The sequence below is a fragment of the Acidicapsa borealis genome (assembly GCF_059115245.1).
This window is the reverse complement of record NZ_JCACNY010000001.1, coordinates 197,526-221,588: the sequence shown is the minus strand read 5'-3', so window position 1 is coordinate 221,588 and position 24,063 is coordinate 197,526. Positions and strand designations below refer to the sequence as shown.

The window sequence follows — 24,063 nt, the reverse complement described above, 5'->3', positions numbered from 1 at the left end:
CTTTCCAAAGAGGGGCCCTTCCACCAGATGCACGCTTAGGGACATTCTGCGGTCCTGGTTGCATTCGAAGAGTAACAGGACTTCCTGATCCCAACCTCCTCAATGAGCGCATTGGCGATTTGGCGCGAATGCAGGCATCGCTGACGCTAAGAGCGTATTAAGAGCGTTGGACCAGAACAGTTGCCGCAGATTCAGTTTCAGATGTTTCCCCAGCATGTGCCTGGTGACGGCCTCTGGTGACGACTATCGCGGCGATCGCGATCGAGAGTGCCAGGCCGGCGCCGAACTCCGAAGTGATGTATTTGGACACGCCGACCGCAGCCGTCAATTGATCGTAGATACCCTGGATGAACGTATTGTGGCTGGCGTGAACAAGAACACAAGGCCAGATGCTGCCCGAACATAGCCTCAGGTAGCCCATGATATAGGCCATTGCGACCACGCCCACAGTGAAGCAGGTCATGGCGAAGACGGGGTTCGTGCCGACGTTGTAGTCAGCCCAGAGGAGCCCGGGAAAGTGCCACATCGCCCAGACCACTCCTGAGATGAGACATGCACCGTGAAAGCCGAAGCGTTGGTGCAGGCGGGGAAAGAGAAACCCACGCCAGCCAAGTTCCTCTCCTAGCGCCCAGACACATGTGGCGATCACATTGACGGTAAACAAGAGCGGCAAAGCCACGGCAAAGGTTCCAAAGACGGGCCATTGTGCCAAGCCATACATGCCGGACATGGCGGCCTCGAAGCCTTGCAGAGAGAATGTGCCATGGATAGCCAGCCAGGTGATGAGGTACACGGGCGCGGCATAGATCAGCGGGAGGACATACGCGAGCTTGAGGAACCGAGGTGCGGGCCAGCTCCACCCCAGGCTTGCTACCGGGATCCGTAGCAAAAAACAGGTACAAAGCGCAGCGAACCCGGGGCACCACATCGTAAATCTGCTGAGTGGCGCGTCTAGGTGATGGCTGTGAATCACAAGGGCATATGCGGCCGCACTGAAGAGACAGAGGAAAGCGAAGAAGAAAAGTAGTTGCTTGTTTGAATCGCGCACACTTGTCGTACGCAGCTGCACCATCATTTGTTCCATCCGGTCCCCTAGGCTCGAAAAGAAGTGATCTCCCGGTAGCGACAGGAAGTAGGCGGCTCATCGGATGCAACCCGGTCAAGAGTCGTCCACTGTCGACAACAGGCCAATGCACGTTTCCAGCCCCATCTGCCTCAACGAGTGACTCGACGATTTATCACACATTCAAATAGGCACGGCAGCGTTAGGAGATTGCACCGACGTCTGCCGTGACAGTTACGCTAACTGATTGTATCTAAATGATTTCATGGGCGTTGATGGCTAACTACAGCACCCTTGAGCACTCAAAAACACTGAGAAAAACACGAACTCTGAATTTCAGCACCCTCGCTCCCCGCAGCCCACGTGGAACTTGACCTCTGCCTATGCTCTGCAGAGGTCCGTGGCGGGGGTGGGGAAGCCTCGATTCGATGAGGGTGCTGAGAGGGTGCGTGAGCTCTATCCGCACGACCTCGTCTATAGGGCATTCATGATGGACCCGGAATAAGCAAGAAATCAGAAAGTGCGAATCGCGGCAGTGTGGTCGAAGGGAAAATGAAAGGCGACGGCCAAAATACCCCCGTATACTGGGCTTTCCGTATGCTGATCTCAACCAAAATCGATTGGATCGCACAGATTCTTGCTGTAGGCGCTGCCATATGGACCACGATCAACTGGGTCTTGCAGAAAAGGATGGAGCATCGGCTCAACAAACAGCTTGAGGCGACGAAACACGGGTTCCAAGACCAACTGCAAAAGCTTTCCATCGTATACGAGCACCAGAAAGACAGCTTCAAGGCGGTCCTCTCAGCGATGCATGAGGCGATTAGAGCCATCGAAGGAAAGATACGAGGCATCGACGATGAATGGGGTTCCATAGGCATAAGCGACTACGAGACATTTGGGAGAGTTGTCGCCGAAGAGACCTTGTTCCTCGACTCCAGAACAGACCAGGCGATCGCGCTTTTCTCGCAGATACTCTGGGATGCTGTAGACAATCCCAATTTTGATCAGTTCACCGACTCGGAAACTGTCAGGCGATCTTACGGTCATCTTAAGTTGATTTCAGATAGAACCGCCGAGTATTTCAGGTTCAAGGTCGGACTCCATCCAGGGAATCCTGATCCGCTGCTCGATATCGAACTGCTTGGCGCATGCCGTTTGATTAATGAACAAAACTTCTCGGATGCAGGACTTCCTACGAAGACCATATTCAAATTTGGTGAGCACACATCGGCTGAGGAAATTGTCTCCCTGGCCCACAAGAATCCGGATGTCCTTCGCTCTGAGTTGCAATCCCTGAAGAGTGTGCTCGATGAAGATGGATCTAAACGCAGTTTTTATCACCACCTTGAAACGACAGTAGAGCGATACCTCGCTTGCATGCAGCGGCTGGAGTCACCGAAGTGAAACCCAGATCATGCGCCCTCTGCGACCGCGAGTTCGACGGTGATCTCGTCATCAGTTCACGCGAGCACCTGATCCCCAACAGCATTGGAGGTCAAAAGAAGGTTCAGTGGGTCCTTTGCAAGGATTGCAATGATCGGACGGGCAAAGAGTGGGATGCAGTACTCGCCAACCAACTCAGCTTAATAACGATGACCGTCAAGGTGAAGCGAGACAGAGGCACGACTCCAGCCATAGACGCACGAACGAAATCCGGCAAGGCAGTCCGTATCCATGACGACGGCCACATCACCCTGCCCCGCAGCGCACCGATCGAGACTGCGGCCGACGGTGGAGTAAGACTGACTGGCCAGGTATCGAGCCTCGCAGAAGCGCAGAAGCTCTTCAAGGGCTTCAAGAGAAAATATCCCAAGTTCGACATTGAAGCAGCTATGGAGAGGCTGAAGGTGGAAAAGACCTACCTATCCGAGCCGATCGGTGGAGCCGTCTACATTCACGGGGATGCCTCCGCCCGTTCAATCGTTAAATCGGCTTTTGTGTTAGCCGTTCACTCTGGAGTTCCTGCTGAACGATGTGAAACAGCCCGCAATTATTTGAAAGACCCGACTGACTCTGCATGCTGGTGGTTCTACTACGACGGTGATCTCATCCCAGACCGCCCGAAAGGTCGTCTCTTCCACTGCGTCGCCATAAAAGGCAATCCTGCTACTCGTCAATTAATTGGGTACGTTGAATTTTTCGGATCTTATCGCATGCTGGTCCTTCTATCCTCCGAGTATGGCGGAAAGGAGATTTCGAATTCCTATACCGTTGACCCAACAACCGGAGAAGAACTATCGATCTCACCTAATTTGGAGCTACCCCCTGGAGAAGTCTTCGCAATTTGCCGGGGCGAACGATATCGGGCGGAAATTATGACGGCTGCGATCAATCAGTTGATGGCGATTGCTCATCCCAAGAAAATGCAGCGGGACCGAGAGAATGTGATGGAGCAGGCAGTCAGGGCTGCAGTTCCGAAGTTGGGGCTACAACCCCATGAAGGAATCGGCCCAGAACATGTTCCAGAGTTGGTTCGTTTAATTATGGCTGAGATTACGCCGTTCATCATCAGTCAAAATAATGCACAGTTTGAGTTGCAGAGGATCGCCCTGCAGGATTTGACTACGGAAAGCCATTCCCAAAGACGCCCGAGAGGAATAGGGCGTAACTCCTTATTCGGCAGGAATAAGCTCCAGTTCTCTTAAGTAGCGTTCCATCCTCAGATCGCCCATCGTGTCTTCGCGCATCTGGTTCACGAGATGGCTTACAGGCTTCTGAAAGCGCCGCCTGACCCATTCCTTCTTACTTTCCTCGGCCCGCTGAAAATCGAATTGCCTCATCTCTTCATTCTCATAACGAGGATGACCTGGCCTTCTGCCGTACTCGTCCATACCGAACACCTTTCCATTTTTGAAACCCATGAAGGTCCCCGCTGAAAACTTGACCTTGCAGAGATTCGGGAAAAGGAACCAGTCGTCATCTAGCTTTGTCCAATGGATATCGACATGCCTCTCTGGATAAAGAAGCTCCTCTTCACCGGAAGCGATGAACTTCTTAGCGCTCTTTTTGAGGATCAGGTTTATTTTTAAAACTTCGCTCTCGTCGAGCTCGCGCCCAAACTGGATCTGGGTCAGATTCGCTATCGTTCTGTCGAAAGTCCGCGCGTTTTCTCTATTCGCAGCCGGGTTGGTCCACGCGTTACGGGCGAGTTGAAGGTGACTAATGATGAGGCACGACTCTGGACTCAGAGGGAAAATAGTTCGGGTCCCCGCTTGAGGCAAATCAGCTCCAAATGGATAGGGAGGACCGCCAGGGACCACCCGCCGGTTGAAAAACGTCACCGGCTCATCGCTGATGATGAACTTAATCGTTGATTGCCTGGCATGGACAATCTCCCAGATCCCCTCTGACCACATAGTTCCGTAAGCCTGAAAGAGACGATTCATAATCATCAGCGCCTGAGTGTGGTCACCCAGCCCATATTGCTTTTTGATGAGGTCGAGCCCGCGCGGCGTTCTGAATCGCTGCGCGCCCATGTAGAACACGAGATCCTTGAACATCTCGATCGTCGCGTCAACATAGTCACGATACTCACTGAAGAAAGCAGCAGCTGGGGCGCCTTTCTTGTCCACTATTCCAAAGAGTCTGGTCTCCAGTATGTCCGTGGTTTCCTTGCCAAATCTCATGGCGTACAGATCGTCCTGGCAGAAGCAGTTGACCACGTCAGCGCGTTGAGGATTCCGCCGAAAGTAGGAGTGCTCGCCGTTTTCAACTTTTTGCGGCTTCAGGTCCAGGTAGAAGAGTTTGTCATGCCGGGTCGGCAGGAAGCGTTTCTGATACCACTGCGGCACGTAATGGTGGTTGTGGGACTGAGATGGGTTCATTTTCGGGCTCTGTGAACGAGAGAAGTATATGGGCCGCCGCCGCCGCTTCTGAAATTAGATGTGGGAGCCGCGTTCGGTATTGCGGAACCTTAGCAAACGCCTGATAGACTTCATCGAATCCAGATTTGCAACTTATTACATGCCTCCAGCTGAGAACGTCCCGGAGATATCGGTCCATTATGTCGGGCCGGCTGTTGAAAACGGCCGGATAGACCTTTTCGTCCTTTCAGACGGCCTTCGCGGACTCGGGAGACTCACCAGCAGAGTCAGCTACCTGATGTTTGGCAGCGAGCTCGACTACCGCATCGAGCTTGATAGCCAGTTCCAGACCGGCTCAGTCGTCATTCCACTTCATATCCTGACTGACGCGGTTGCAAAGGTTGAGAACGCGCTGCTCTCCCGGCATGGGCAAGCCCTCTCGAGCTTGTTGACGATTCTGGGATGGGGAGCAGTTTCCGGTGCTTTCAATCTGTACAAAATGTTCAAGCAAAAGAAAGGCCGACCGATCACGGACGAGGATGATCTCGCTCGCATTCTCGCGCGTCTAGACAATATAGAGCGGCTACTTTTCATCAAGATCTACAACGACGCCGAGGTTCAGGCCGCACTCCGGGCCGCCTTGCGGCCGCTTCGAGCGGATGGCATCGTTGAATTTCAGACCCGCCGGCGAGAGGTCGTCGTAGAGACGGTGCGGCAGTCAGATCTCAAATCTGCGGACGAAGCCGAGGAAAGCGCAATCCAGGAGGTCGAGGAGAAAGTTTTGGACATCGAAAAAGCAGCTCTGGTGCCTCATTTATCCTGGCACTTCTCAGACGAGGGCAGCGCATTCGATGCCCGCATTCAAGATGCGGCGCTCTGGGAACGTGTTGCGAAGGGAGAGCGCTTCGGGTATGGAGACAAGATGAGGGTCGAACTCCGGACCACTTTTCACAGAGATTCTAGAGGGCGGCTCAACTTGGAACGGACCATTCCCAAGGTGATTGAGGTGGAGCACGCGAGCCAACCTCAGCCGCTGCTTTGGAAGGATGACACTGAGCAATAGAGAAACCACTGGCCTCCAGGCACTTTCTGAGAATAAATGTAAACTGTCATCCAAAGAGCTCAATGCGTATATTTGTCGGCGTCACGGACAAAGACTGGTACCAGCTTCACGCCTCACGTGGGAACGTCGATGAGGTTAACTTCTGGCGTCCGTCGCCCACGGCCACATTCAAAGCCCTCGATCCGGGCGAGCTTCTGCTCTTCAAACTTCATTCGCCCGACAACTTCATTGTCGGCGGCGGTTTCTTTACGAAATTCCAGCAACTACCGGTGAACATGGCGTGGGACGCGTTCGGTTTGAGCAATGGCGTGTCCTCCCTGACGGAGATGCGACAGCGGATCGCTTACTACCGCCGCGAGCCCATGCAGCCCACCGAGAACCCGACGATCGGTTGCATCATGCTGGCCGAGCCATTCTTCTGGCCCCAGGAGCATTGGATGCCATCTCCGCCCGACTTCAAACTGAACACGGTGCAGGGGAAGGGGTACGACGCGGAAGCAGACACGGGACGAGAACTCTGGGCCGAAGTCGAACAGAGGCTGCGGCTTCAGCCTGCCGCGCAGCTTCAGGACGAGACTGCAACAGTCGCGGCCATTGAGTCGCATGGCTTCGGCAAACCGCAGATCGTTCTACCGCGGCTGGGTCAAGGTTCTTTCCGTATCGTAGTGACCGATGCATATGAAAGGCGCTGCGCGCTCACGGGTGAACGTACACTTCCAGTTCTCGACGCGGCCCATATCAAGCCGTATTCAGTTCTGCAGCGACATGAGGTCTCGAACGGCATTCTGATGCGCAGCGACCTGCACAGGCTTTTCGACGATGGGTACATCACCATCGACCCGGTAGATCGCAAGATTCTGGTAAGCCCCCGCATTCGCGAAGAATTCCAGAACGGTAAGGAGTATTACAGGCTTCACGGGCAATCGATCCGGGAGCCCGCGCACGCGCTCTATCGACCTCACGCTGACAATCTGGATTACCACGCCTATACAGTCTTTCGTTGACGCGAGTTTACAAGCTGTCACCAACCACAGGAAGCTCAATATCGTATGGAGGCATTTGCACACGTTTCATCTCGCGTTGAACGGCGAAGTTCACATCCGGGTTGTCTAGTCCGTCGGTGTCGCGCGCACTGTAAGCGGAGCGCCATCGACTTAAAAGTTCGCTATCCGGAGAAATATGCGTCATTGGCTGCCCTTTGGTGAGGATCAGGTAGTTCGTGGGAGGCCCGACAGTCTTTTCCTTCTGCGCTTCCAGCATCGCCTCATGGACATGAAATACGGTTCTTGCGAGGCTGAACCCAAGATTTTGAGCCCGCTTGTTTAGCTGATCCATGGCGAGAGCCGCACCCGATCCAATCGCGTGGATGCCAGGACTAGACTCGGATCGGATATGCTCCATACCTTTTGCGTGAAAGAACATCGTGTTCTCTCCGATGAACCCTCCCACAATGCACGACACGTTTAACGGCGTGGCCCTAATCGCTTGCATTCCGATCTTCTCAGCCATCATGTCGAATTCTGCGGGTGGGACGAACCTTTCGTGCCATTCCTCTAATGTCAGGCCTACATTTGCTCTCAAAGACTGATCGATTTTTGGCCTGAACACCTGAAAGCGAGCATCGTTTATCGCCTTCATAACCTCTTCCCGATAGGGTTCTCTCTCTCCTTCAGCCAGCAGTTCCATCTGCTGTACCAGCCTACCGACGAACTCGTGACATTCTGAGATGGAGCCTGCTATCGCCGCCGCGCAATTGTAGGGCGGCAATGGGTATTGCTTCCCAGCCTGGTCATGCGGTCCGACCGGGCTGTTTCCATGGGTCACACGGGTATCCGCAGCAAGGACGATAGACGGGCCCACTACCGTCAGTGCTCCGATACAAACCGTCATTTCCGAACCTCGCCAGAGTGTGGTGTCGGGTCGATTCTAGAACGCCCCCCGTGTGTTTCGTCATCTGTAAAGTCCAGCCCTTCTCGGCTACAAACAGATGGCCAGATGACAGATTGCCCTTGGTGACAGCAATGCTCGGTCTATTTCGACCAGCTGCACTTCAGCACCCCGCAGAGCACCCTCACGGTTCAATCGATATCCGTAAGCCAGTAGTTTCCTTCACTTATTTGTTCACAATGTCTTAGGCCTCTGCCGAGCCTCAGTAGAGGTCCGTCGCCCGGGATCGCTTCCTATAAGCAGACTTATCAGGACTGACTCGGCTGGGAACGGCTGCGTTGCCAGCGTTCTTGTGGATGGGGGAGAACGTCTGGCGATCATTAGGGCTGGAACAAGGCCGGGAATCGTTCTAGTTTTCTTGCCGCTTTCCACAACCGCCGCAAGCGAGGCCGCAACATCCAGCTCAGTCTTACGCACCGCCGGGCTACTGTCCTTGTTGCGCGATTGCTTGACCGGCGGAGGGCTCCAGCCGCTAATTTGCTGTGTCAGTAAGAGCACGCTTCAAAGGATGAGCTGGCCGAGGTGTAACCCACGTTCGGCGATCTTTTCGATGGCCAGTTCACGTCCTACCAATCTCCGCTTTCTTGACAAGCTTCGCAATCAATGAGATCGTCCTGTACTCCGCGACTAGGGGTTGAGAGAATGATCCCTAGATTGTTGTCAGAAAGAGTTCAACTGCCGATGGCCGAACTTCCGATCAAACTCTTTTCTAGCCGCGCTGAGCAATATCCTGAGCCAACGGGAAGCGATCTCGCTCTGGGTGCGGCTCGCGCCGCTGTGGCAGCGATCCCGTTGGTTGGTGGGTCTGCGACAGAGGTGCTTTCGATGGTACTGGCGCCCTCCGTAGCTCGTCGCCGCGATGAATGGTTCAAAGAACTCGCAGGCGCGCTTGAACAATTGGAGGCTAAGGTCGAAGGCTTTCACGTGGCCGATCTTTGTGGAGACGAAGTCTTTGTGTCTGCAGTGATCGAGGCCTCGAAAACAGCGATCGCGACTCACCGGCAGGAAAAGCATGAAGTCTTGCGGAATGCATTGCTCAATATCGCGCTGAAGCGTTCCACAGACGAGGACCAGCAGCAGATATTCCTCCGCTACATCGCGGAGTTGACAATCTGGCACATCCGTTTTCTCGCCCTTTTTCAAGCGCCTGGCGAAATGTTGGCCGCCAAAGGGATCAAAACGAACTACTACATCGGCGGCGCATCTCAGGTTCTAGAAGACTACTATCCCGAACTCAACGGTAAACGAGAGTTCTACGATCAGGTTGCCACTGATCTCAATGCACGGGGGCTACTCGGCGGGAACAGTTTTCTTCACACCTCCATGTCAGCACAAGGGATGGTCAGCAAGAGAACGACGCCACTTGCAGATACCTTCCTGGCCTTTATCCGCACTCCTCCAGAGCTAGCAGAAGTCGCCAAACAGAGCTGATCCGAAGGTTTGAACCTTGAATCTCGCAAACGCCAATACCGAGCCCTTTCATCAGTATCACCGGCGAAGCGAAGAATTCGATCGCACGACGCGCATCACCGTCGCCGGTCTCGCCTATGTCCGCCAGCAACAGCGGACTTCTGCTGGTCCCGTCAAGCTGCCAACGGACGGTGAGCCGTTCGGTGACAACCTATGGAACCAACCCGGAAAGAGCGTTTTGCCCGCGAAGCGGCTTCTCGCGCAAATGGGAGTCGTACACATTGTCACTCTTTTGGAAGACTTCTGCGTTGGCGTGAAGGCAGAACACGACAGGTTCGCGGCACTTACCGGGCAGCCAGTGCAAGAGAACACAGAAGGCGATGAAGAAGCAGAAGGGTTGTCACCAAAGTCGCTGTATTCGCAGCTTCGATTTCGCAAAGACACACTGAACGCCGTTGAACCTTTCTATGACTATTTTGTTAAGGTTCGAAACTGCGTCGTTCATCGTTCCGGGAGAGTCAGCAAGGATCTCAGCCGGTATTCCAGCAATGAAAAACTTCAGGCGTGTGTCGAGGGCTGGAAGGGACCGCGGGGCAAAAAGATTCCTGCTCTTCCCCCGGTGGTCCTGGGCGACGACCTCCCACTACTACCCCGACATGCGATCTTAGCAAGCGAAATCTGCCGGAAAATTGCTGTTGACGCGGATACGCAGCTTATGAGCTTTCTTGGTGAAAACGGAATGATTGCGATGGCCGCATATTACTCCTTACTTGCGGAGGAGCCGATTCGAACTGCAGCCCGCAACAGCGCCCAGTCAATACTCAATTACCTTGTTACCGACAGATATCGGATCGGTCTTGCGTCTCGCGAGGAAGCGGTACAGGTGCTTGTTCGAATGGATCGTTGGAAGCCGTATTTACGCAAATTCGAACGCCTGAAGGCAGACGGGCGACTAGATTAGATCAAACGGTATGAGGAGCCTCGATGGACATCCCGAACGGATCGCATTTCTGTTGCCTTGCGCTCAACGGTCCTCGCCTGCAAACAAAACAGGAATACCAGCTTGGCCCTGGGCTCTTCGTCAGCAACAAACAAGATGCACTTGAGTTGGAACCGCATTGGGTCGAGTGGCTTGGCACAATCCAAGCAACCTCCTTTCGAGAAAGCTCACTCTACATCACTGTCGTGACCGACAGTCGCACGCGCTCGTCGAACGAGATCCCACTTCCACAATCTCTCGACAACCTGACCTGCCCCCAGAAATCTCTACCAGTTGAATCTGGAGTTCTCTCGTAAATTATTTGAGAGGACGGAAGCGATGAAGAAGAGCCGGTACACGGAAGAGCAGATCATCGGGATACTGAAGCAGAGCGAAGCGGGCGTGAAGACGGCGGAGTTGTGCCGGGAGCACGGGATCTCGGCGGCGACGTTCTATGGCTGGAAGCAGAAGTTCGGCGGTCTGGACGTGAGTGAAGCGCAGCGGCTGAAAGCTCTGGAGGACGAGAACCGGCGGTTGAAGCTTCTGGTGGCGGAGCTGAGCCTGCATGGCGAGGCGCTGAAGGGCGTGATCCGAAAAAACGGCTGGAGCTTGCCGGTCTAAGAGGCGATGTGGCGTTCGCCCAGACGGAACATGGTCTGAGCGAACGCACGGCCTGCAAGCTGCTGGACATGGAGCGGTCGAGCTACCGGTATGAGCCGAGGCCGGACCGCAACGCGGAGCTACGAAGTGAGTTGGTGAAGCTGGCACGGCAGAAGCCACGCTATGGGTATCGGCGGTTGCACGCGTTGCTGAGCCGCAGAGGCCACGAGGTGAACGTGAAGCGAGTCTACCGGCTGTACGTGGAAGAGGGCCTGACGGTGCGGCGCAAGAGGCGCAAGCGGCTGGTGCGGGACCGTGCGGCAGAACAGCGGCTGACGGGGCCGAACCAGGAGTGGGCGATGGACTTCATCGTAGACGGCTTGGCGACGGGGCGGATGGTGCGCATCCTGAGCGTAGTGGACGCCTACACGCGCGAGTGCCTGGCGTTGGAGCCCGACACCAGCCTGGGCAGCGGCCGCGTGACGCGGGTGCTGGAGCGGCTGATAGCCGAGCGTGGCCGACCAGAGAACGTGCGCTCGGACAACGGCCCGGAGTTCACCTCGCGACGCATGATCGGCTGGGCGGAGGACTTCAAGGTCGGTCTGGTGCACATCCAGCCGGGCCGACCGATGCAGAACGGCCACGTCGAGAGCTTCCACGGCCGCCTGCGCGACGAGTGCCTGAACACAAGCTGGTTCCGGACGCTGAACGATGTCCGGTGTACTCTGGCAACCTGGCGCGAGGAGTACAACGGCGAGCGCCCCCACAGCTCGCTGGACTACCGCACACCCAACGAGTTCCGCACACTCCTCGAAGGGAGAGGGGCCATGGCCCCTCTCCCTTCGAAAACCCTAACTATCAACCCAACAGAGACTCCAGTTATGAATGGATGAGAAAAAGGGGGCAGGTCAAACCGTGTCCGCCTGTTTCATCACGCGCTGGTCTTGCTCGGCTGCGGATACAACAATTCCATGCTTATGGTTGGAGGAGAAAAGTATTACAGCGGTGGAATGCATGTTGGACCGATCCGTCCGGGACTCACGCCCTGTTTCAAACCCTTCTACCGCCAATATAGGAAGATAGAGTCCGTCGATCTCGAAAGGGCTACGAAGATCCTCACGAGTCTTGAGTTGATGTACACCCATGTGCCGGACAGGCTCTATCGACGCTTGCGTAAAGGTTTCAACGTATGGATTCGGGGAGCGCAGGAAGGAGAAGAGTGGACGGAAAGACTCCATGCTTTCGTGCGTGCAACGGAAGCGATACTCAAATGCACAATCGCAAGAAAACGCGATGCGAAGACCAAGAAAAGTCTGAAGCGTGCCTGGAGGGATATCACTCCTACCTTCATTCACCGTGGCCAAACAGTTATCGGTGCCGGAAAGTCGAGTGAGAATCTTCTACGTCAGCTTTACGACATACGAAGCAGCGTCGAGCACATCAAGGATGTCATGCCCGCCATTCGACAAGTCCGGGGCGTCCACGCAAGCGAAGTGTTCGGATTCCGGGCGTTGCAAGCGGAGATTCTTGCAAGTTCGATCTATGAGCGCATACTCGCGAGCGACACGCTGCTCTCAACATTCTCCACCGAAACGAAGGTTGAAGGGTTCTGGGCACGTCGAGCCAAACAACGTCAAGCGACATGGGGCCCCCCAATCGATATCGCAGCAGAGGCGCACCAGTCGTTTTTTTCTCAAAGAATTCCTGATTGGTACTGAAGGGCTGCAGCGGAAAGGAAAACATGGAGCAGATCTTTTGTGACGAGACAGGATTTACTGGCCCCGACCTGCTCAATCCCGATCAGAGGTATTTTGGCTATGCCAGTGTTCGCATGGAGGAGCAAGAAGCCTCGGAACTCGTCGATCGCATTCGGGCGAAACATCCGCTGCAGATGCCTGAGTGGAAGGGTTCGAAGATGCTCAAGACGCGGCGCGGTCGGGAGGCAGCACTCGCTGTTTTTGAGGCGGTGTGCGACCGTTCCATCACAACCGTGGTGGATAAGCGGTTCGCGCTTGCCGGAAAGCTCTTTGAATATATCTTTGAACCGACGATTGCTGCTTTTTCGGAGCCGCTCTATCAGGCGGGCTTTCACAAGTTCGTCGCGAACCTCCTCTACATCCATCTGCGAGCCAGTATCTCTCCAGTAGAAGATTTGCTGATTGCCTTTGAAGCGGGGGTTCGTTCCAATGACCTTTCGAAGCTGACTTCGGCCTTGGCCGCTCCAGGCTCCGGTGAAGGAGCCCACCAGTTCGCAGACGCAATCACCCAATACACTCGGGCGAACCAAAAGGTGATCGGGAAAGAAATCGCTAAATCGGGCATTTCATTGCACGACAAATGGGGGCTCGACTTAACGACGACGTGCCTTTCAGGGCTGTTGGGATTGTGGGCGGACCGTGATGTCGCTTTGGATCTGGTTCTTGATGATTCAAAGCCGCTCATGGACTGGTGGGACGAAGCAAAGGACCTGTACGAGATTCGACCGGGACCGAGCGGGCTTGGCAGACCAGAAGAGTATGTGACTGTCGAAGGGACGAGGTCGCGGGTACACTTCCCGCTGGCAGCCGCCCCGACTTTCGCGTCTTCGAAGGTAACGCCGGGATTGCAGATCGCCGATGTGGTTGCGGCTGTTATTTCAGACGCCTTCCAGCACAAAGACCTCTTAACGAATCAAGACCTGTTACAGAAGGGACTGGCCGCTGGCGCGATTGATGAGAAATGCATTCTTCCAGACTTCAGCTACGTTGACCCGAAACGTCCCGCTGTTCAGGCCAATCAGCAACGTCTTTGGGAGCTCATCTATCGTTCGATCAAGAAGTAGATCAAGCAACGAATCCAAAGTTCTTGGCTACGTTTTCCAGGACTGCAGCGGGTATTTTCCGCTGTACCCGCATCAAATGTCTTGTAGAAGTTGTTCACGTCCCCGAGTCGGCAGAGCGTTCGAATCGGATACACGATGCCATTGCTAGCACGATGTGGCGGGTAGACCTGGCTATGATCCTCGCGCTCTACCGGAGTGATATTGGCTATTCACCGGAACGCGATTCCTTATGGGACAAATGGCATTTCGAATGGTGGGCAAGAGCCACATCCAGAGATGATGCCTTCCTTAATCGAGTAGTAGTACGGGATTAGGATTGAGGTTCCTTCGACAATGATCTCGTCAAAAGCCAGGGATATGTCGATGGCAAGGATTTCAGATAGGGGGCGCTGCTCGGGGTTATAAACCGATACCAGTCTCGTCCACATTTCAGAGGTTCCAGCCCAGGCAGGCCCGTATGCCTCCGCCAAGGCTTCTGAATACATCATCGGTTTTGCTAAGCGGCAGTATCTCAGTACTTTTTCGAGGCCTTCTTCGTTGAGCTTCCGCAGAAAGCTTCCATGTGTGGGGCAATTCCCCATCTCGGCGACCATGCCGTACATGAAGTCGTAGGAGTACGTTCCAGCCGTGCTGGGAAGCTTGTAGTACTGTCCAATTGGTACGGGTGAGGCCTCTCCGCTTCTTAAGAGCTCCATGAGCGTCGAGTAGAAGCCGTACAGGGAATGCTGTCCGTCTGGATTACCTGCGACTGCCAGATCTTGAATGGCTTCTATGTCAGCATTCTGAAGCTTACCGACGTTCCCGTCCGTGAAGTAGTAGAGCATCTTTCCCAGCACGACGATCAGGTTTGGGAGGAGCTCCTTTGATTGCAAAGCTGCGAGGCGCTTGATTTCGTCGCGCAGCTTGGGCAGCTCCATGTCGGTATCGTAGGCGAAGATGATCCCAAAGCCGCGTTCACTTCTTGGCCGTAGCGTTCCGACCTTGCGTAGCCTCTTGTACGAGGCGATATTCTCAAATGCCTTGGCAAGCTCTGGCTTGGTCAGCCTTGATTTGACCTGGATGGCGCCATACGCAGACTCTGCCGGATAGACCAGATACTCCTCTTCGCGTTTCATCAAAACGATGCTCGATGAGCGATCAAAGAGCAAGATGTCGATCTCACGGCTTAGGAAACCTTGCGTGGACGCAACGCGGACGCTTGTATTCGATACGTCGTATTGTGCGGGCAGATATCCGCTTGTCTGAAGGAATCCGCTCAGGATTGCCTCTCGCGTGTTGCCGACGTCCCTAGGATGTTTGATGTCCTTTGATTTCTCATACTGCTGGAGCATGTCAGCTTGCGCGTATAAGAACTCGCGCTCAAGACCGTGGAACTCACGATCTATGTTGCGAAGCTGCAAGAGCTGTTTGGACTGCTCTGCCCAACGTGCGCGAACTCTCTCCTGCTGTTCCGGGGACATCGTAATGACGCGCACTTGCTGCGTATCGTCTGACGAAGGCTCAGTTAGATTTTGTGGCTCGTCCATTGGTACCTCTCGAACTCCAATCCAGACAGCTATACCTTGAACGCAGGCCTCTCAAAAGTTCCAAAAGAGCTCGCTGGCTATTGTCGAATACGGAGCACACGGCGATTTGTCCATCCATTTATGAGCTGTTCGGAGTTGTATTGGAAGACCTCGACGTGTGCCCAACCGTCCTTGACGTCTAGTACGCGGACAAGATCGTCGGGATATAGTTGCCGCATAATTTTTCCGTCCGCTTCCGGTGTCATCCGCAAAGGGGACGACCGCATTAAGACACGAAGGTTTCGGTCCTTCTCGTGCTCTTGCTTGAATTGGGCTAATGCTTTCTTGAGTTCTTCGTTGCGTTCGGCGATCTCACTTTGTGCGTTGCGATCTTGCTTGACGGCAAGGTCCCTTTGAACGTCTGCATCAATCCTTGCCCGTCGACCTTCCAGCGCCGTATAGGTTCCTAGAAAGAGCATCAGCATGGCCATTAGGCCTTGTCGCTTCACCCAGTCTTTGGTCTCTGCGAGCAACTCGATGAACAGCCCGGCGTAGGTCCGGAGGAGTTGAAGCACCCGTTCTGCAACTTCGTCGTCTGCCTCGTCAGCAATCTCCATCATTTGGACAACGGCTTCGAAGCTGATTGTTTCCTGGCGGTCGACATGAAGGCTGGCGATCACGTCTTGGATGAGTGCGGGCCGCCCAAGGCCCACGGCCCCGAGGCTGGATGCAATCTCCCAACTGGGCTGGACCGCCTGCAGAGCGGACAAGGGCTTCATCCATGAGGGGATGCCTTTCAGTGCCGCTTCCAAGCCTTTCATCCCCTCGATCGCAGAAAAGGCACTCCCTTGGGCTCCAATCTGCGACATCATGCTAAGACCGCTCATCTCCCGCAGATGGTGTGTGATTCCGTTGATGCGGCCCAACTCAGCGTAAACGGACCCTGAGATCGTCACTTGGCGTGCAAGCGCGAACCCGACGGAATCCTGAAGTATACTTTCGCGCGCGGCAGTCTCAGCTAAAGACGCGATGAATGACGAAGCAAACCTTACTGCCTGCATCTCCTTATCGAAGTGCGCCAGCGTCGTCATTTGGATGGTCTCAAGGTATCGCGAAGAAGGCAAAGCCATCGCGTTCCGAATCTGATCCATCACCGAATCCTGCCTTTTCAACGCATCGAAGACACTCAGTGGGATGCCTAAAGTGCGCTCGTATTCGGATTTGAGCCTTGCACTAGCAGAGCTGACAAGTTCGAGTTCTTTGAAGATCGGGCTTTCGAAATCACGGGGCACAATTAGATAATCCTCTCATTCCATCCAAAAGCCCAACCGTAGCGCTGCAAGATGCGTACGAGCCTGTCGCCGGAACCCGTTCCTTAGTCTTTGCTCGTGATGCGGTCGCCTCCGTTACGATCTATTCTTCGGTATCCGAAACGACGCCGTCCTCTCCCAAATATCGCAGGAATGTATCGAAGTCATTCTTCATCCTTCGTCGCGCTGCACATCGCAGGAAAGGCAGCCACTTCACGACCAGCTCTCGATCCTCTGACTCATCGAGTAGCAGGAAGTCTCCCGAATCCAGACTTCCATGCGCTACTTTGTGCCGAATCTCGCGTAGCTGGTTCTCGAAGATATTGGTGATTTTATTCCCACGAACTTCAGGGATAAATATCTCCCCTAAAATCCCCTCGTCCCAGTTGCGGTTTACATGAAAAAGCGCCGCGAGCCACTGTTCCATCTCCACTCTCGATGCTCCGGCAGGGATTCGTTCACCTTTGCGCTGCGGCCCAAACAACATCTTTTGTTGGGGATCGAGCCTGTTCCATCGATTGATGCTCGTCTCAATAATTTTGTAGAAGCAAAGGAACCTATAGATCGGCGTGTTACTATTCAACGCTTCACGATAAAGCGCCATGGTGTGTCGAAGCTCTCGGTCATTCGGATTTTCTCTGGCATTAACAGCCAAACCAGTAACCGGAAATGGTGCCGTGAAAGTGATGCCTTTGGTGCCAGTCGTCAGTTCTATGACTTCCACAAGTTCAATTATCAGAGGGATGTCGAGCTGAGCTGACAGATTACTGAGCAGGCTTCGCATGGCGGTCGACGCGATTTTTTCAGCCTCACCTCTGTTTGATGCGTGGAAAGGATCACTTTTCACCTTGGCCAGGTAACCGGCATCGTTGGGGAATCCGTGAAATACAAGGGCGGGGCTTGAGGGACTCTGGAACTGAAGTAACACTTCGGTTGGATCTATGTCGATAATCACCGCCGGCTTTGCGATTGCAAGATGGGAATCGCCTCGACGCTGGTCAGCGAAGCGGAACTCGTTTTCCGGGGCGTTCCTCGCGTCTGGCTTTGCCAGCACGAACTCCACGGTGTACATTCCGGGTCGCCCCATAGGGCCATGTGCATTTAGATGAGCCTTTGTGCCAGTTTCGATGTAGTGGAGAGCAGCAATGACCCCCTCAATTTCTCCAGAAAAACCTGTCAATCTAGCCCGCCTCTGGATTGGTGGCTGGCTCGTGTTGGTTGTCGAACTCGAATCTGTCATGACGCCTCGTTTTGCCGAGATAACGGCCGATGCCCTATAGACATGTATGCGCAGACCAAGTTTACTTCCTCGCCCTTTGTCCCAACTACCGACTCGGAGGCATTCATTGAGCGCTCGTCTGAACGGCTTGGACGGTATCGGTATCGAGAAACGCCGATCACGGAAGCTATCGGAGCGCTGGCAATAAGCTTCCGGAGTGCAAACTCATGGATGAGACCGACTCAGCCACGTAAAATCCCAGTATGCCACCAAACAGAACTGTCTTCGTTCAAGTCGAATCGTGGGACGAAATAGCGTCGCCGCGATCACGGGCAATTGTCGGACTGAAATGGAACTCCTGGAACGATTATGGGTTCGAGACAAGTTTTGAAGCCCGCGTCTATTGGCCGTCTCGAAAGCCTCTCGATCTCGGCACCGTGAAGATTCTGCATAGCGAACAGAGAGGGGGCCGTACCCATCTCAGCAAGCAGTTTGTTCGTCTTTCGGAAGACTACTGTTCCCTCGGCCAAGATATTGCCTATTACGAGATGCTGCACAAGCTCGGTTCCTGGGCAGACACCTACTTGCTCGCACTTCGCGACGTTGTAAGGTCGCCGATCATCGCGCAGAGTTTCGAAACGAATAAAGGCTTTCAAGACTCACTTCTGCGCTCCAGCGGAGCGGAAATTGCCTTGGCAGACGCTCCGAACCTATTCTCACCAGGACACCAAGGCACACAATCCCAAGAGCCGGCTAGCCCAGACGCACAACCTCAGGAGTCGGACTATCTAGCCTTTGCACTCGAGACAACGGTTGGCGGCAATACATTCGAATTTTCAGTCGGTCTTGGGCTAAATGAGCTCGCAGAACGGTGCGCGGTCGTAATTGGATACAACGCTGTTGGTAAAACGAAGTTACTTGCCAATATCGGGATGATCGCTTCAAGAAAGCCCGGCGATCCCGATGAGCTTCGCATCAGGAAGAACTTCGGCCAATTCCTGGGCAAGGCGCCACGGTTGTCGGGTGTGCTGGCGGTTTCTTATTCAGCATTCGACACCTTTGAAATTCCTCAAGAGATGTCCGAAGCGGACAATCGCAGCGAGAAGGAAGCACAGGGTCAGCGGGGCTACGTTTACTGTGGTCTTCGTAAGCCAAACAACGAATCGTTGGTGTTCAAGACTTCTGCAGAAATCCGAGAGGAGTTCTTGCGAGCGCTTGAACGTTGTAAGTCTCGTGGATTAAGAGACAGATTTCTTCAGTGCATGGGAGTGCTCGCCGGGGAGCCGTCCTTTCAAGAGTACGCCGCGATATCGACCCTAATGCAACGGGCAGAAGAGAGGTCCGGTACCTTCTACGACTCTTTGAGTACTGGACACAAGCTTGTACTCAAAGTAGTCACGCAACTGGTCGCATACCTCCAGAAGAGCTCATTAGTCTTGTTCGACGAACCCGAAACGCATCTGCATCCTTCGTTGGTTGCCGCATTGATGAAGTGTCTCAGGCATCTTCTAAGCCAAACATCGTCATTCGCAATCATTGCAACTCACTCTCCGGTGGTGATCCAAGAGACTCCGAGTCGAAACGTCTACGTACTACGAAGAAATGGCAGAGACACAACTTCGGAGAGGGTCTCGATTGAGACTTTCGGGGAGAACATCGGCATATTGACCACCGAGGTCTTCGATCTTGATGCGTCGCAGAGTGACTACCGGCATATACTCCAAAATCTGGCCGACCGAGACTTGAGCACTATCGACACTCTGTTCGTGAAGCCACTCGGGCTCCAAGCACGCAGCTTTATCCGATCGGTACAAAATTCAAAGCGATGAGAACACTGAATCGACCGAATGAGATTGACGACATCGCCAATCTGAACCAATCGCTCGCTGTGAGTAACACTGCGGACCTGATTGGCCCTTACACCGAAGCGATCATCCATTCTTACGATCGTTACACCTTAGCTGCCCCTGAGCTTACCCAATACCAAGGTGTCCCTATGGAAGGGCCTCCAAAGCAGCGAATGCTGCAGATTTTCAAACGAACAAACAACGGGAATCTTCAACATCTCCGGCAGACATTGAAGCGAAATTGCAGGCGATGCCCGTACTGCAACATCAGTAGCGCATCAGATCTCGATCACTATTTGTCGAAGGACGTCTTTCCATGTCTGGCGATCTTCTCCTGGAATCTCGTGCCGATCTGTGCCGAATGCAATCGCTTGAAAAATGGGGGCGCGGAAGGTGCCTTCATCCACTCCTACTATGACGCACTACCTGCGACCCCCTTCCTTGTCGCCCATATTGACTTCGAACCTCGTATAGTGATCATCAACTTTTCATTAGACCTACAACAGATTGAGAACCGACTTTCCACTCGGGTACGAACTCATTTTGAGGCCTTAGATCTCGCGAATCGGTATTCCTTAGAAGCGCAAGAACGAATCTCTGCTTTTCGGCTTTCGCTCCCCAGCGTCCATGACGATGGCGGAGCCGAAGCCGTGCGTTTAGAACTAGGGCGACGACTCTTGGAAGCGGCTCTCTACGGGGTCAACTATTGGGAAAGGGCGATGCTCTCCGCGCTTGTGGCTTCTGAGTTTTACTGCAGCGGCGGCTTCAATGGCGGCTGAGCTCTCTATTCGGGTCATAAGCGATCTTGGAGGCCTGGTTAGAAACGTTCAACTTTCGAGGTATTGGCATAGCGGATTCTCCAGTCAGCTGAGCTGAACTCGACTTATGTCGAGCCGAGTGCCTCTCGCCAAGGCATCAGCAACGGCTAATCAGAAGCGTGGATTGATCGGAACCAAAATTGCGAACGCATCTTAGCGACGAACGGCATTGTGTAACCAGTTCGATTGATCTTGAGAAACGCGCTTGGTTGAGTGATTTGCAATTCCGCACCCTTCAGCACCCCGCGCTATTTCAACCGGCTTGCCTATCTGATTTGTCTTTGCAGGTTTGCGTCATGGTGCTGCATTAGACCTCTGCCGAGCCCCTGCAGAGGTCGTAGACAGGCACTTCCTGCTCCGATTTCGATTGACGAGAACAGGCCAAGTCGCTCATTGAGCAGTTTGAAGCAAACCCTAGGAATAGATCGTTATTGTTCACTTGACTCGGACTGCTTGGTCCATCCTTCCAAAGCCTTTCTGGCCTCTTCGACGGCCTCGGGCTCCTCGTACATGAAGATTCGCCATTCCTCTTCATGTCTGGCAAAGACCAGTCCGCACTGGGCCATCATCTCGCAGATCAGATCGTAGATAGGCGCAAACACTTCGAGGGAGTCCCAAGCAAATTCCCGTAGCCAGAGTTCATGCAGGATACGTTCAAGCCGGGTCAGTAGGTCTTTGACGGACGGTTTCTTTCGGAAGATCTCCTCGAGGTGCGGCGTGCGATCCTTCAGATTCCGTTCTACTCCGTGGACGTGGCCGAGCAGGTAACCGGCGCAGATAAAAACATCACCGAAGATTTGCTGAAGTTCGCGAAACACATCGCCGGCGCCGCGCCCTTCGCGATGTGCCTTGATCTGTTCCAATGCCGCTGCAGAGCTGTCTTCGATTGCCCGGCAGAGAATCCCTTCAAACTCTTCCACCGCTTCCGGCCGAAACATCGCTGAGGACCGGCACGCGGCATATTCGCTCCAGACATCCATCGCCTTCAAATAGGTCTGGCGCGAGCGGTTGCCGCACTCCAGCGGCTTGCCATAGCTGTCGGGAAACATCCGGTACAGATGGCTCTCGTGTTCCACATGCGCGGCTTCATGTGCGATGCAGCCCAGCGCCAACCGCTGCATCTCCGGCTCTGGAGAGAGTGTCGATAACGCGAGACCGCGGCGCAACACGATATGGAAACGCAGGTCTCCCTCGCGGCGGACCGCAGCCGTCCGTGCCATCTCCATGACCTCCGGCTGTGGGTTCATCTCTAACGGAACCTGGCCTTGGGGAAGGTCTTGCAGGGCACACGCAGCCGCACGGCAGTCCGAGGTGACCGTCACGCCGTCCAACGCCTGCAACTCAATCCCGGAAAACGTGACGACGTAGAGTATTTCTTCGATGGCGACGGCCAGCGCGTCTTGTACTTCGGGTTCTTCAAAGCAGGAGAGATCAAGGCTGCATCGCTCCGGCAGCGGTAGACGCCCTCCACCTTTGGGCGCGAAGTTCAGTTCGCGAATAGCGCTCATCGCGGATACCCCGTCGCTCTCGCACATGGAATTGTCATGCGCACAAAGCCGTGCCTCCATTGCTTACCCAGGGGCAATACAAATACCGGTCCCGTGAAGACCGGTAAGAACCATTTCCGGGAAATATTATGCGGGATCAGCATAACTCCTCAATCGGATGGGGAGGCGAAAACGTCTGCGGTGCGCCCCCGCAAACAGCCCTATAACCCGAGGTCGGGGAGTTCGAAAGCCGATAGACAGGCTCCTGTGGCCTTTAGCTTTAGGGGCCTGGACATACGCCACAGGCTCCCCGACGCCAAAAGGTCTAGGGAGTTGCTCAGAGCGCCCGTCGGCGCTCTTTGTCTATCGGGGTTTCGACACCCCCGGACGGTGCGTACCCGTCCCACCTCCATCATCGGTCATACCCAATGCCTATGGCAATTCGCCATCCACGGGAGGGGTTTCCTCCCGCGCTGCGACTGCTGCGCATTCTCCGCTTCCCACCACAGCGGGCTGTTCCTGCCGCAACGCGACCCTGAAAATCATGTGCGCTGACGCGCATGGATAGGGAAACCAAACCTCGCTGAGGTGAGCGAAGCGGGACAGTGTTTACGTTTTATACCGGGGAGATGGTTTACAAGCCCCTTGCGGAGGAAGTGGCTCTGGTTCAGGGTTATGGCTGGCTAGGCCCGGTCTTAATAAGATATCTCGTCGCCGTCGAAGCGTTGGGAATGTGGGAATCCCGCAGGGATTTCCAAGAGGAGTGGGAAGGGTGGAAAACCGGCTGTATGGTTTTCCATGCTTTCCTCTCCTCGGCATTTCCAACGCTTGCTTTCATGGGCGAAGCCCGGGCCGAAATCGCATGTCGTCGACATTGAACTCGCCGACTTCTAAAGAGCAGAAATACACTCGGTAGAAGTTCTCCTCTACTTTTTCAAGCGCAATATCTTCACCACGGAAGACCTCGCTGATAAAGACCCTGCTCTTATGCCAACTGATGTCTCCCGCGTCGTTCACGCGCCGTGTCTGGAAGTGAGCTGGGTACTGATGAGCCTTCGTGTACCGTGGCAGGAGCCGCGAGCTCGGGACGTAAATGCTGCCTGGAGTCTCGTTCCCCAAAGCTTCATGAGGACGCTCATGGTTGTAGACGCGAACGAACTCATCGAAACGCTTCTGCTGCGCATGGAGTGTTTTCGCCGACGGGTTGGTCGTATCCTGCTTGAGCGTGCGGTGCATGCGCTCATGGCGGCCGTTCTGTTGCGGCTTGCCTGGCTGAATGCGCTCATGCACGATCCCAAGTCGTACCCAGCTCAGCGACAACCGCGAAAGCCCCATCACACCAAGTCCAGAGAACGGATTTCCGTTGTCCGTGCGAATCCGTTCGGGAACACCGTACTCGCGCATGGCGGCCTCGCAGATCGCAAGGACGTGCGCAGTATCCATGCGAGCCACTGCCTGACAACGGATCAGATATCGACTGTATGCATCGGTGATCGTGAAGGGATCGCATCGGTTCCCGTCGCCAGTGCGGAACCATCCCTTGAAGTCCATGCACCATAGCTGGTTCGGAGCGGTGACCTGGGCGAAGGGCTCTGAGTACGGGGTCGTTCTACGTCTCTTGCGAACAGGGTTGGTGAGTCCCGCCCGGCGCAGAATCTGACCGACGGTGCTTGCCGCCGGCCACACGACGTTCGGGTTCATCTTCTCCAGACGAGCCTTCAGCTTCCGCGCTCCCCAGGATGGAAAGCGCTTGCGCAATGCAAGGATCTCGTTCTCGACCTCCAACGACGTTGCGTGAGCACAGCCATGGGGCTTGCGCGAAATATCCAGCAAGCCTTCCGGCCCGACTTCGTTATATCGCTTGATCCACTTATATGCGGTTGGGCGAGAGATGCCGTACTCGTGGCACAGGTCCGTAACAGACATCTCTTCCTTCTGATAACTCGATAAGAACTGCAAGCGCTGATCCACAATACGACTCTCTTTCCAAGGCATGAACGTATCTTCTTGCGTTCAACCAATGCTTAAGAGCCCTCAGACCTCCGTATCTGTAAACGATGTCTCCGGTCTTTCGTGTAAACCATGTCCTCGGTACCTACTGAGGGCTCTGCCCTGGCGCAGCGCAAGGGGTTTCCCAACAGTCTTCCGCGCTCCGCTTGTGCAGACCTTCGCTTCGCTCGTCCTCCGC

Annotated in this window: 20 protein-coding genes; 12 read left to right on the top strand and 8 right to left on the bottom strand. The window is 54.5% G+C overall.

The annotated features are described in order from the left end of the window. Nucleotides 1-157: 157 nt before the first annotated feature. Complete coding sequence (locus AC5S27_RS00835; protein ID WP_493932691.1) at nt 158-1,075, bottom strand: CPBP family intramembrane glutamic endopeptidase; 918 nt, start codon at nt 1,073-1,075, stop codon at nt 158-160. A 540-nt stretch (nt 1,076-1,615) separates the two neighbouring features. On the opposite strand from AC5S27_RS00835, the gene AC5S27_RS00830 reads away from it, so the two are divergent. Beyond that, nucleotides 1,616-2,470: a hypothetical protein gene (locus tag AC5S27_RS00830; RefSeq protein ID WP_493932690.1), complete on the top strand. Its 855-nt coding sequence runs from the start codon at nt 1,616-1,618 to the stop codon at nt 2,468-2,470. Next, a complete protein-coding gene (locus tag AC5S27_RS00825; RefSeq protein WP_493932689.1) occupies nt 2,467-3,711 on the top strand; it encodes an HNH endonuclease in 1,245 nt (414 codons plus the stop codon). The genes AC5S27_RS00830 and AC5S27_RS00825 overlap by 4 nt, the downstream gene beginning before the upstream one ends. On the opposite strand, the gene AC5S27_RS00820 is transcribed toward AC5S27_RS00825, so the two are convergent. Further along, nucleotides 3,679-4,890: a DUF4238 domain-containing protein gene (locus AC5S27_RS00820; protein WP_493932688.1), complete on the bottom strand. Its 1,212-nt coding sequence runs from the start codon at nt 4,888-4,890 to the stop codon at nt 3,679-3,681. The genes AC5S27_RS00825 and AC5S27_RS00820 overlap by 33 nt on opposite strands. 79 nt (nt 4,891-4,969) lie before the next feature. Between AC5S27_RS00820 and AC5S27_RS00815 the strand changes: the two genes are divergently transcribed. Beyond that, nucleotides 4,970-5,932, top strand: coding sequence for an LAPAL motif-containing putative phage structural protein (locus AC5S27_RS00815; protein WP_493932687.1), 963 nt, complete (start codon nt 4,970-4,972; stop codon nt 5,930-5,932). Nucleotides 5,933-5,994: 62 nt separating this feature from the next. After that, a complete protein-coding gene (locus tag AC5S27_RS00810; RefSeq protein ID WP_493932686.1) occupies nt 5,995-6,936 on the top strand; it encodes an HNH endonuclease in 942 nt (313 codons plus the stop codon). 7 nt (nt 6,937-6,943) lie between these two features. Here AC5S27_RS00810 and AC5S27_RS00805 read toward each other — a convergent pair whose 3' ends face one another. Next, nucleotides 6,944-7,822, bottom strand: a complete 879-nt coding sequence (locus AC5S27_RS00805) for a hypothetical protein (protein ID WP_493932685.1) — start codon at nt 7,820-7,822, stop codon at nt 6,944-6,946. A 738-nt stretch (nt 7,823-8,560) separates the two neighbouring features. Here AC5S27_RS00805 and AC5S27_RS00800 point away from each other — a divergent pair. From AC5S27_RS00800 to AC5S27_RS00775, 6 genes are all read left to right on the top strand, one after another. Further along, nucleotides 8,561-9,310, top strand: a complete 750-nt coding sequence (locus AC5S27_RS00800; RefSeq protein ID WP_493932684.1) for a hypothetical protein — start codon at nt 8,561-8,563, stop codon at nt 9,308-9,310. Nucleotides 9,311-9,326: 16 nt separating this feature from the next. Continuing rightward, nucleotides 9,327-10,250 (top strand): hypothetical protein, encoded by a 924-nt coding sequence (locus AC5S27_RS00795; RefSeq protein WP_493932683.1) that lies wholly within the window; start codon nt 9,327-9,329, stop codon nt 10,248-10,250. 23 nt (nt 10,251-10,273) lie between these two features. After that, nucleotides 10,274-10,585: a hypothetical protein gene (locus AC5S27_RS00790; RefSeq protein ID WP_493932682.1), complete on the top strand. Its 312-nt coding sequence runs from the start codon at nt 10,274-10,276 to the stop codon at nt 10,583-10,585. Between the two features lie 22 nt (nt 10,586-10,607). After that, nucleotides 10,608-11,761 (top strand): IS3 family transposase gene (locus AC5S27_RS00785; protein WP_493932681.1). Its coding sequence is split into 2 segments (ribosomal slippage): nt 10,608-10,860 and nt 10,860-11,761, totalling 1,155 coding nucleotides; the frame shifts between segments, so codons are not numbered across the junction. Nucleotides 11,762-11,839: 78 nt separating this feature from the next. Next, on the top strand, nt 11,840-12,586 hold the full coding sequence (locus AC5S27_RS00780) for a hypothetical protein (RefSeq protein WP_493932680.1): 747 nt from the start codon (nt 11,840-11,842) through the stop codon (nt 12,584-12,586). Nucleotides 12,587-12,609: 23 nt separating this feature from the next. After that, entirely contained in the window at nt 12,610-13,689 is a 1,080-nt protein-coding gene (locus AC5S27_RS00775; RefSeq protein WP_493932679.1) for a DUF3800 domain-containing protein, read from the top strand. Nucleotides 13,690-13,916: 227 nt separating this feature from the next. On the opposite strand, the gene AC5S27_RS00770 is transcribed toward AC5S27_RS00775, so the two are convergent. The 3 genes from AC5S27_RS00770 to mauJ all read right to left on the bottom strand — a co-directional run bounded on the left by AC5S27_RS00770 (nt 13,917) and on the right by mauJ (nt 17,684). After that, entirely contained in the window at nt 13,917-15,089 is a 1,173-nt protein-coding gene (locus AC5S27_RS00770; RefSeq protein ID WP_493932678.1) for a DUF6602 domain-containing protein, read from the bottom strand. Nucleotides 15,090-15,292: 203 nt separating this feature from the next. Then, on the bottom strand, nt 15,293-16,486 hold the full coding sequence (locus AC5S27_RS00765) for a hypothetical protein (protein ID WP_493932677.1): 1,194 nt from the start codon (nt 16,484-16,486) through the stop codon (nt 15,293-15,295). A 121-nt stretch (nt 16,487-16,607) separates the two neighbouring features. Beyond that, entirely contained in the window at nt 16,608-17,684 is a 1,077-nt protein-coding gene (gene mauJ, locus AC5S27_RS00760; RefSeq protein ID WP_493932676.1) for a methylamine utilization protein MauJ, read from the bottom strand. Nucleotides 17,685-17,986: 302 nt separating this feature from the next. Here mauJ and AC5S27_RS00755 point away from each other — a divergent pair, with 302 nt between their 5' ends. Beyond that, nucleotides 17,987-19,552 (top strand): AAA family ATPase, encoded by a 1,566-nt coding sequence (locus AC5S27_RS00755; RefSeq protein ID WP_493932675.1) that lies wholly within the window; start codon nt 17,987-17,989, stop codon nt 19,550-19,552. Continuing rightward, on the top strand, nt 19,549-20,349 hold the full coding sequence (locus AC5S27_RS00750; RefSeq protein WP_493932674.1) for an HNH endonuclease: 801 nt from the start codon (nt 19,549-19,551) through the stop codon (nt 20,347-20,349). The genes AC5S27_RS00755 and AC5S27_RS00750 overlap by 4 nt, the downstream gene beginning before the upstream one ends. A gap of 467 nt (nt 20,350-20,816) precedes the next feature. Here AC5S27_RS00750 and AC5S27_RS00745 read toward each other — a convergent pair whose 3' ends face one another. After that, complete coding sequence (locus AC5S27_RS00745; protein WP_493932673.1) at nt 20,817-21,896, bottom strand: hypothetical protein; 1,080 nt, start codon at nt 21,894-21,896, stop codon at nt 20,817-20,819. A gap of 813 nt (nt 21,897-22,709) precedes the next feature. Then, nucleotides 22,710-23,870, bottom strand: a complete 1,161-nt coding sequence (locus tag AC5S27_RS00740; protein WP_493932672.1) for an IS481 family transposase — start codon at nt 23,868-23,870, stop codon at nt 22,710-22,712. Between the last annotated feature and the right edge of the window lie 193 nt (nt 23,871-24,063).

Coding starts and splice junctions, on each gene's coding strand:
- AC5S27_RS00810 (WP_493932686.1), top strand. CDS start 5,995: ATGCGTATATTTGTCGGCGTCACGGACAAAGACTGGTACCAGCTTCAC.
- AC5S27_RS00755 (WP_493932675.1), top strand. CDS start 17,987: ATGCCACCAAACAGAACTGTCTTCGTTCAAGTCGAATCGTGGGACGAA.
- AC5S27_RS00820 (WP_493932688.1), bottom strand. CDS start 4,890: ATGAACCCATCTCAGTCCCACAACCACCATTACGTGCCGCAGTGGTAT.
- AC5S27_RS00790 (WP_493932682.1), top strand. CDS start 10,274: ATGGACATCCCGAACGGATCGCATTTCTGTTGCCTTGCGCTCAACGGT.
- AC5S27_RS00750 (WP_493932674.1), top strand. CDS start 19,549: ATGAGAACACTGAATCGACCGAATGAGATTGACGACATCGCCAATCTG.
- AC5S27_RS00775 (WP_493932679.1), top strand. CDS start 12,610: ATGGAGCAGATCTTTTGTGACGAGACAGGATTTACTGGCCCCGACCTG.
- AC5S27_RS00800 (WP_493932684.1), top strand. CDS start 8,561: ATGGCCGAACTTCCGATCAAACTCTTTTCTAGCCGCGCTGAGCAATAT.
- AC5S27_RS00740 (WP_493932672.1), bottom strand. CDS start 23,870: ATGCCTTGGAAAGAGAGTCGTATTGTGGATCAGCGCTTGCAGTTCTTA.
- AC5S27_RS00830 (WP_493932690.1), top strand. CDS start 1,616: ATGAAAGGCGACGGCCAAAATACCCCCGTATACTGGGCTTTCCGTATG.
- AC5S27_RS00835 (WP_493932691.1), bottom strand. CDS start 1,075: ATGATGGTGCAGCTGCGTACGACAAGTGTGCGCGATTCAAACAAGCAA.
- AC5S27_RS00780 (WP_493932680.1), top strand. CDS start 11,840: ATGCTTATGGTTGGAGGAGAAAAGTATTACAGCGGTGGAATGCATGTT.
- AC5S27_RS00805 (WP_493932685.1), bottom strand. CDS start 7,822: ATGACGGTTTGTATCGGAGCACTGACGGTAGTGGGCCCGTCTATCGTC.
- AC5S27_RS00745 (WP_493932673.1), bottom strand. CDS start 21,896: ATGAGCGCTATTCGCGAACTGAACTTCGCGCCCAAAGGTGGAGGGCGT.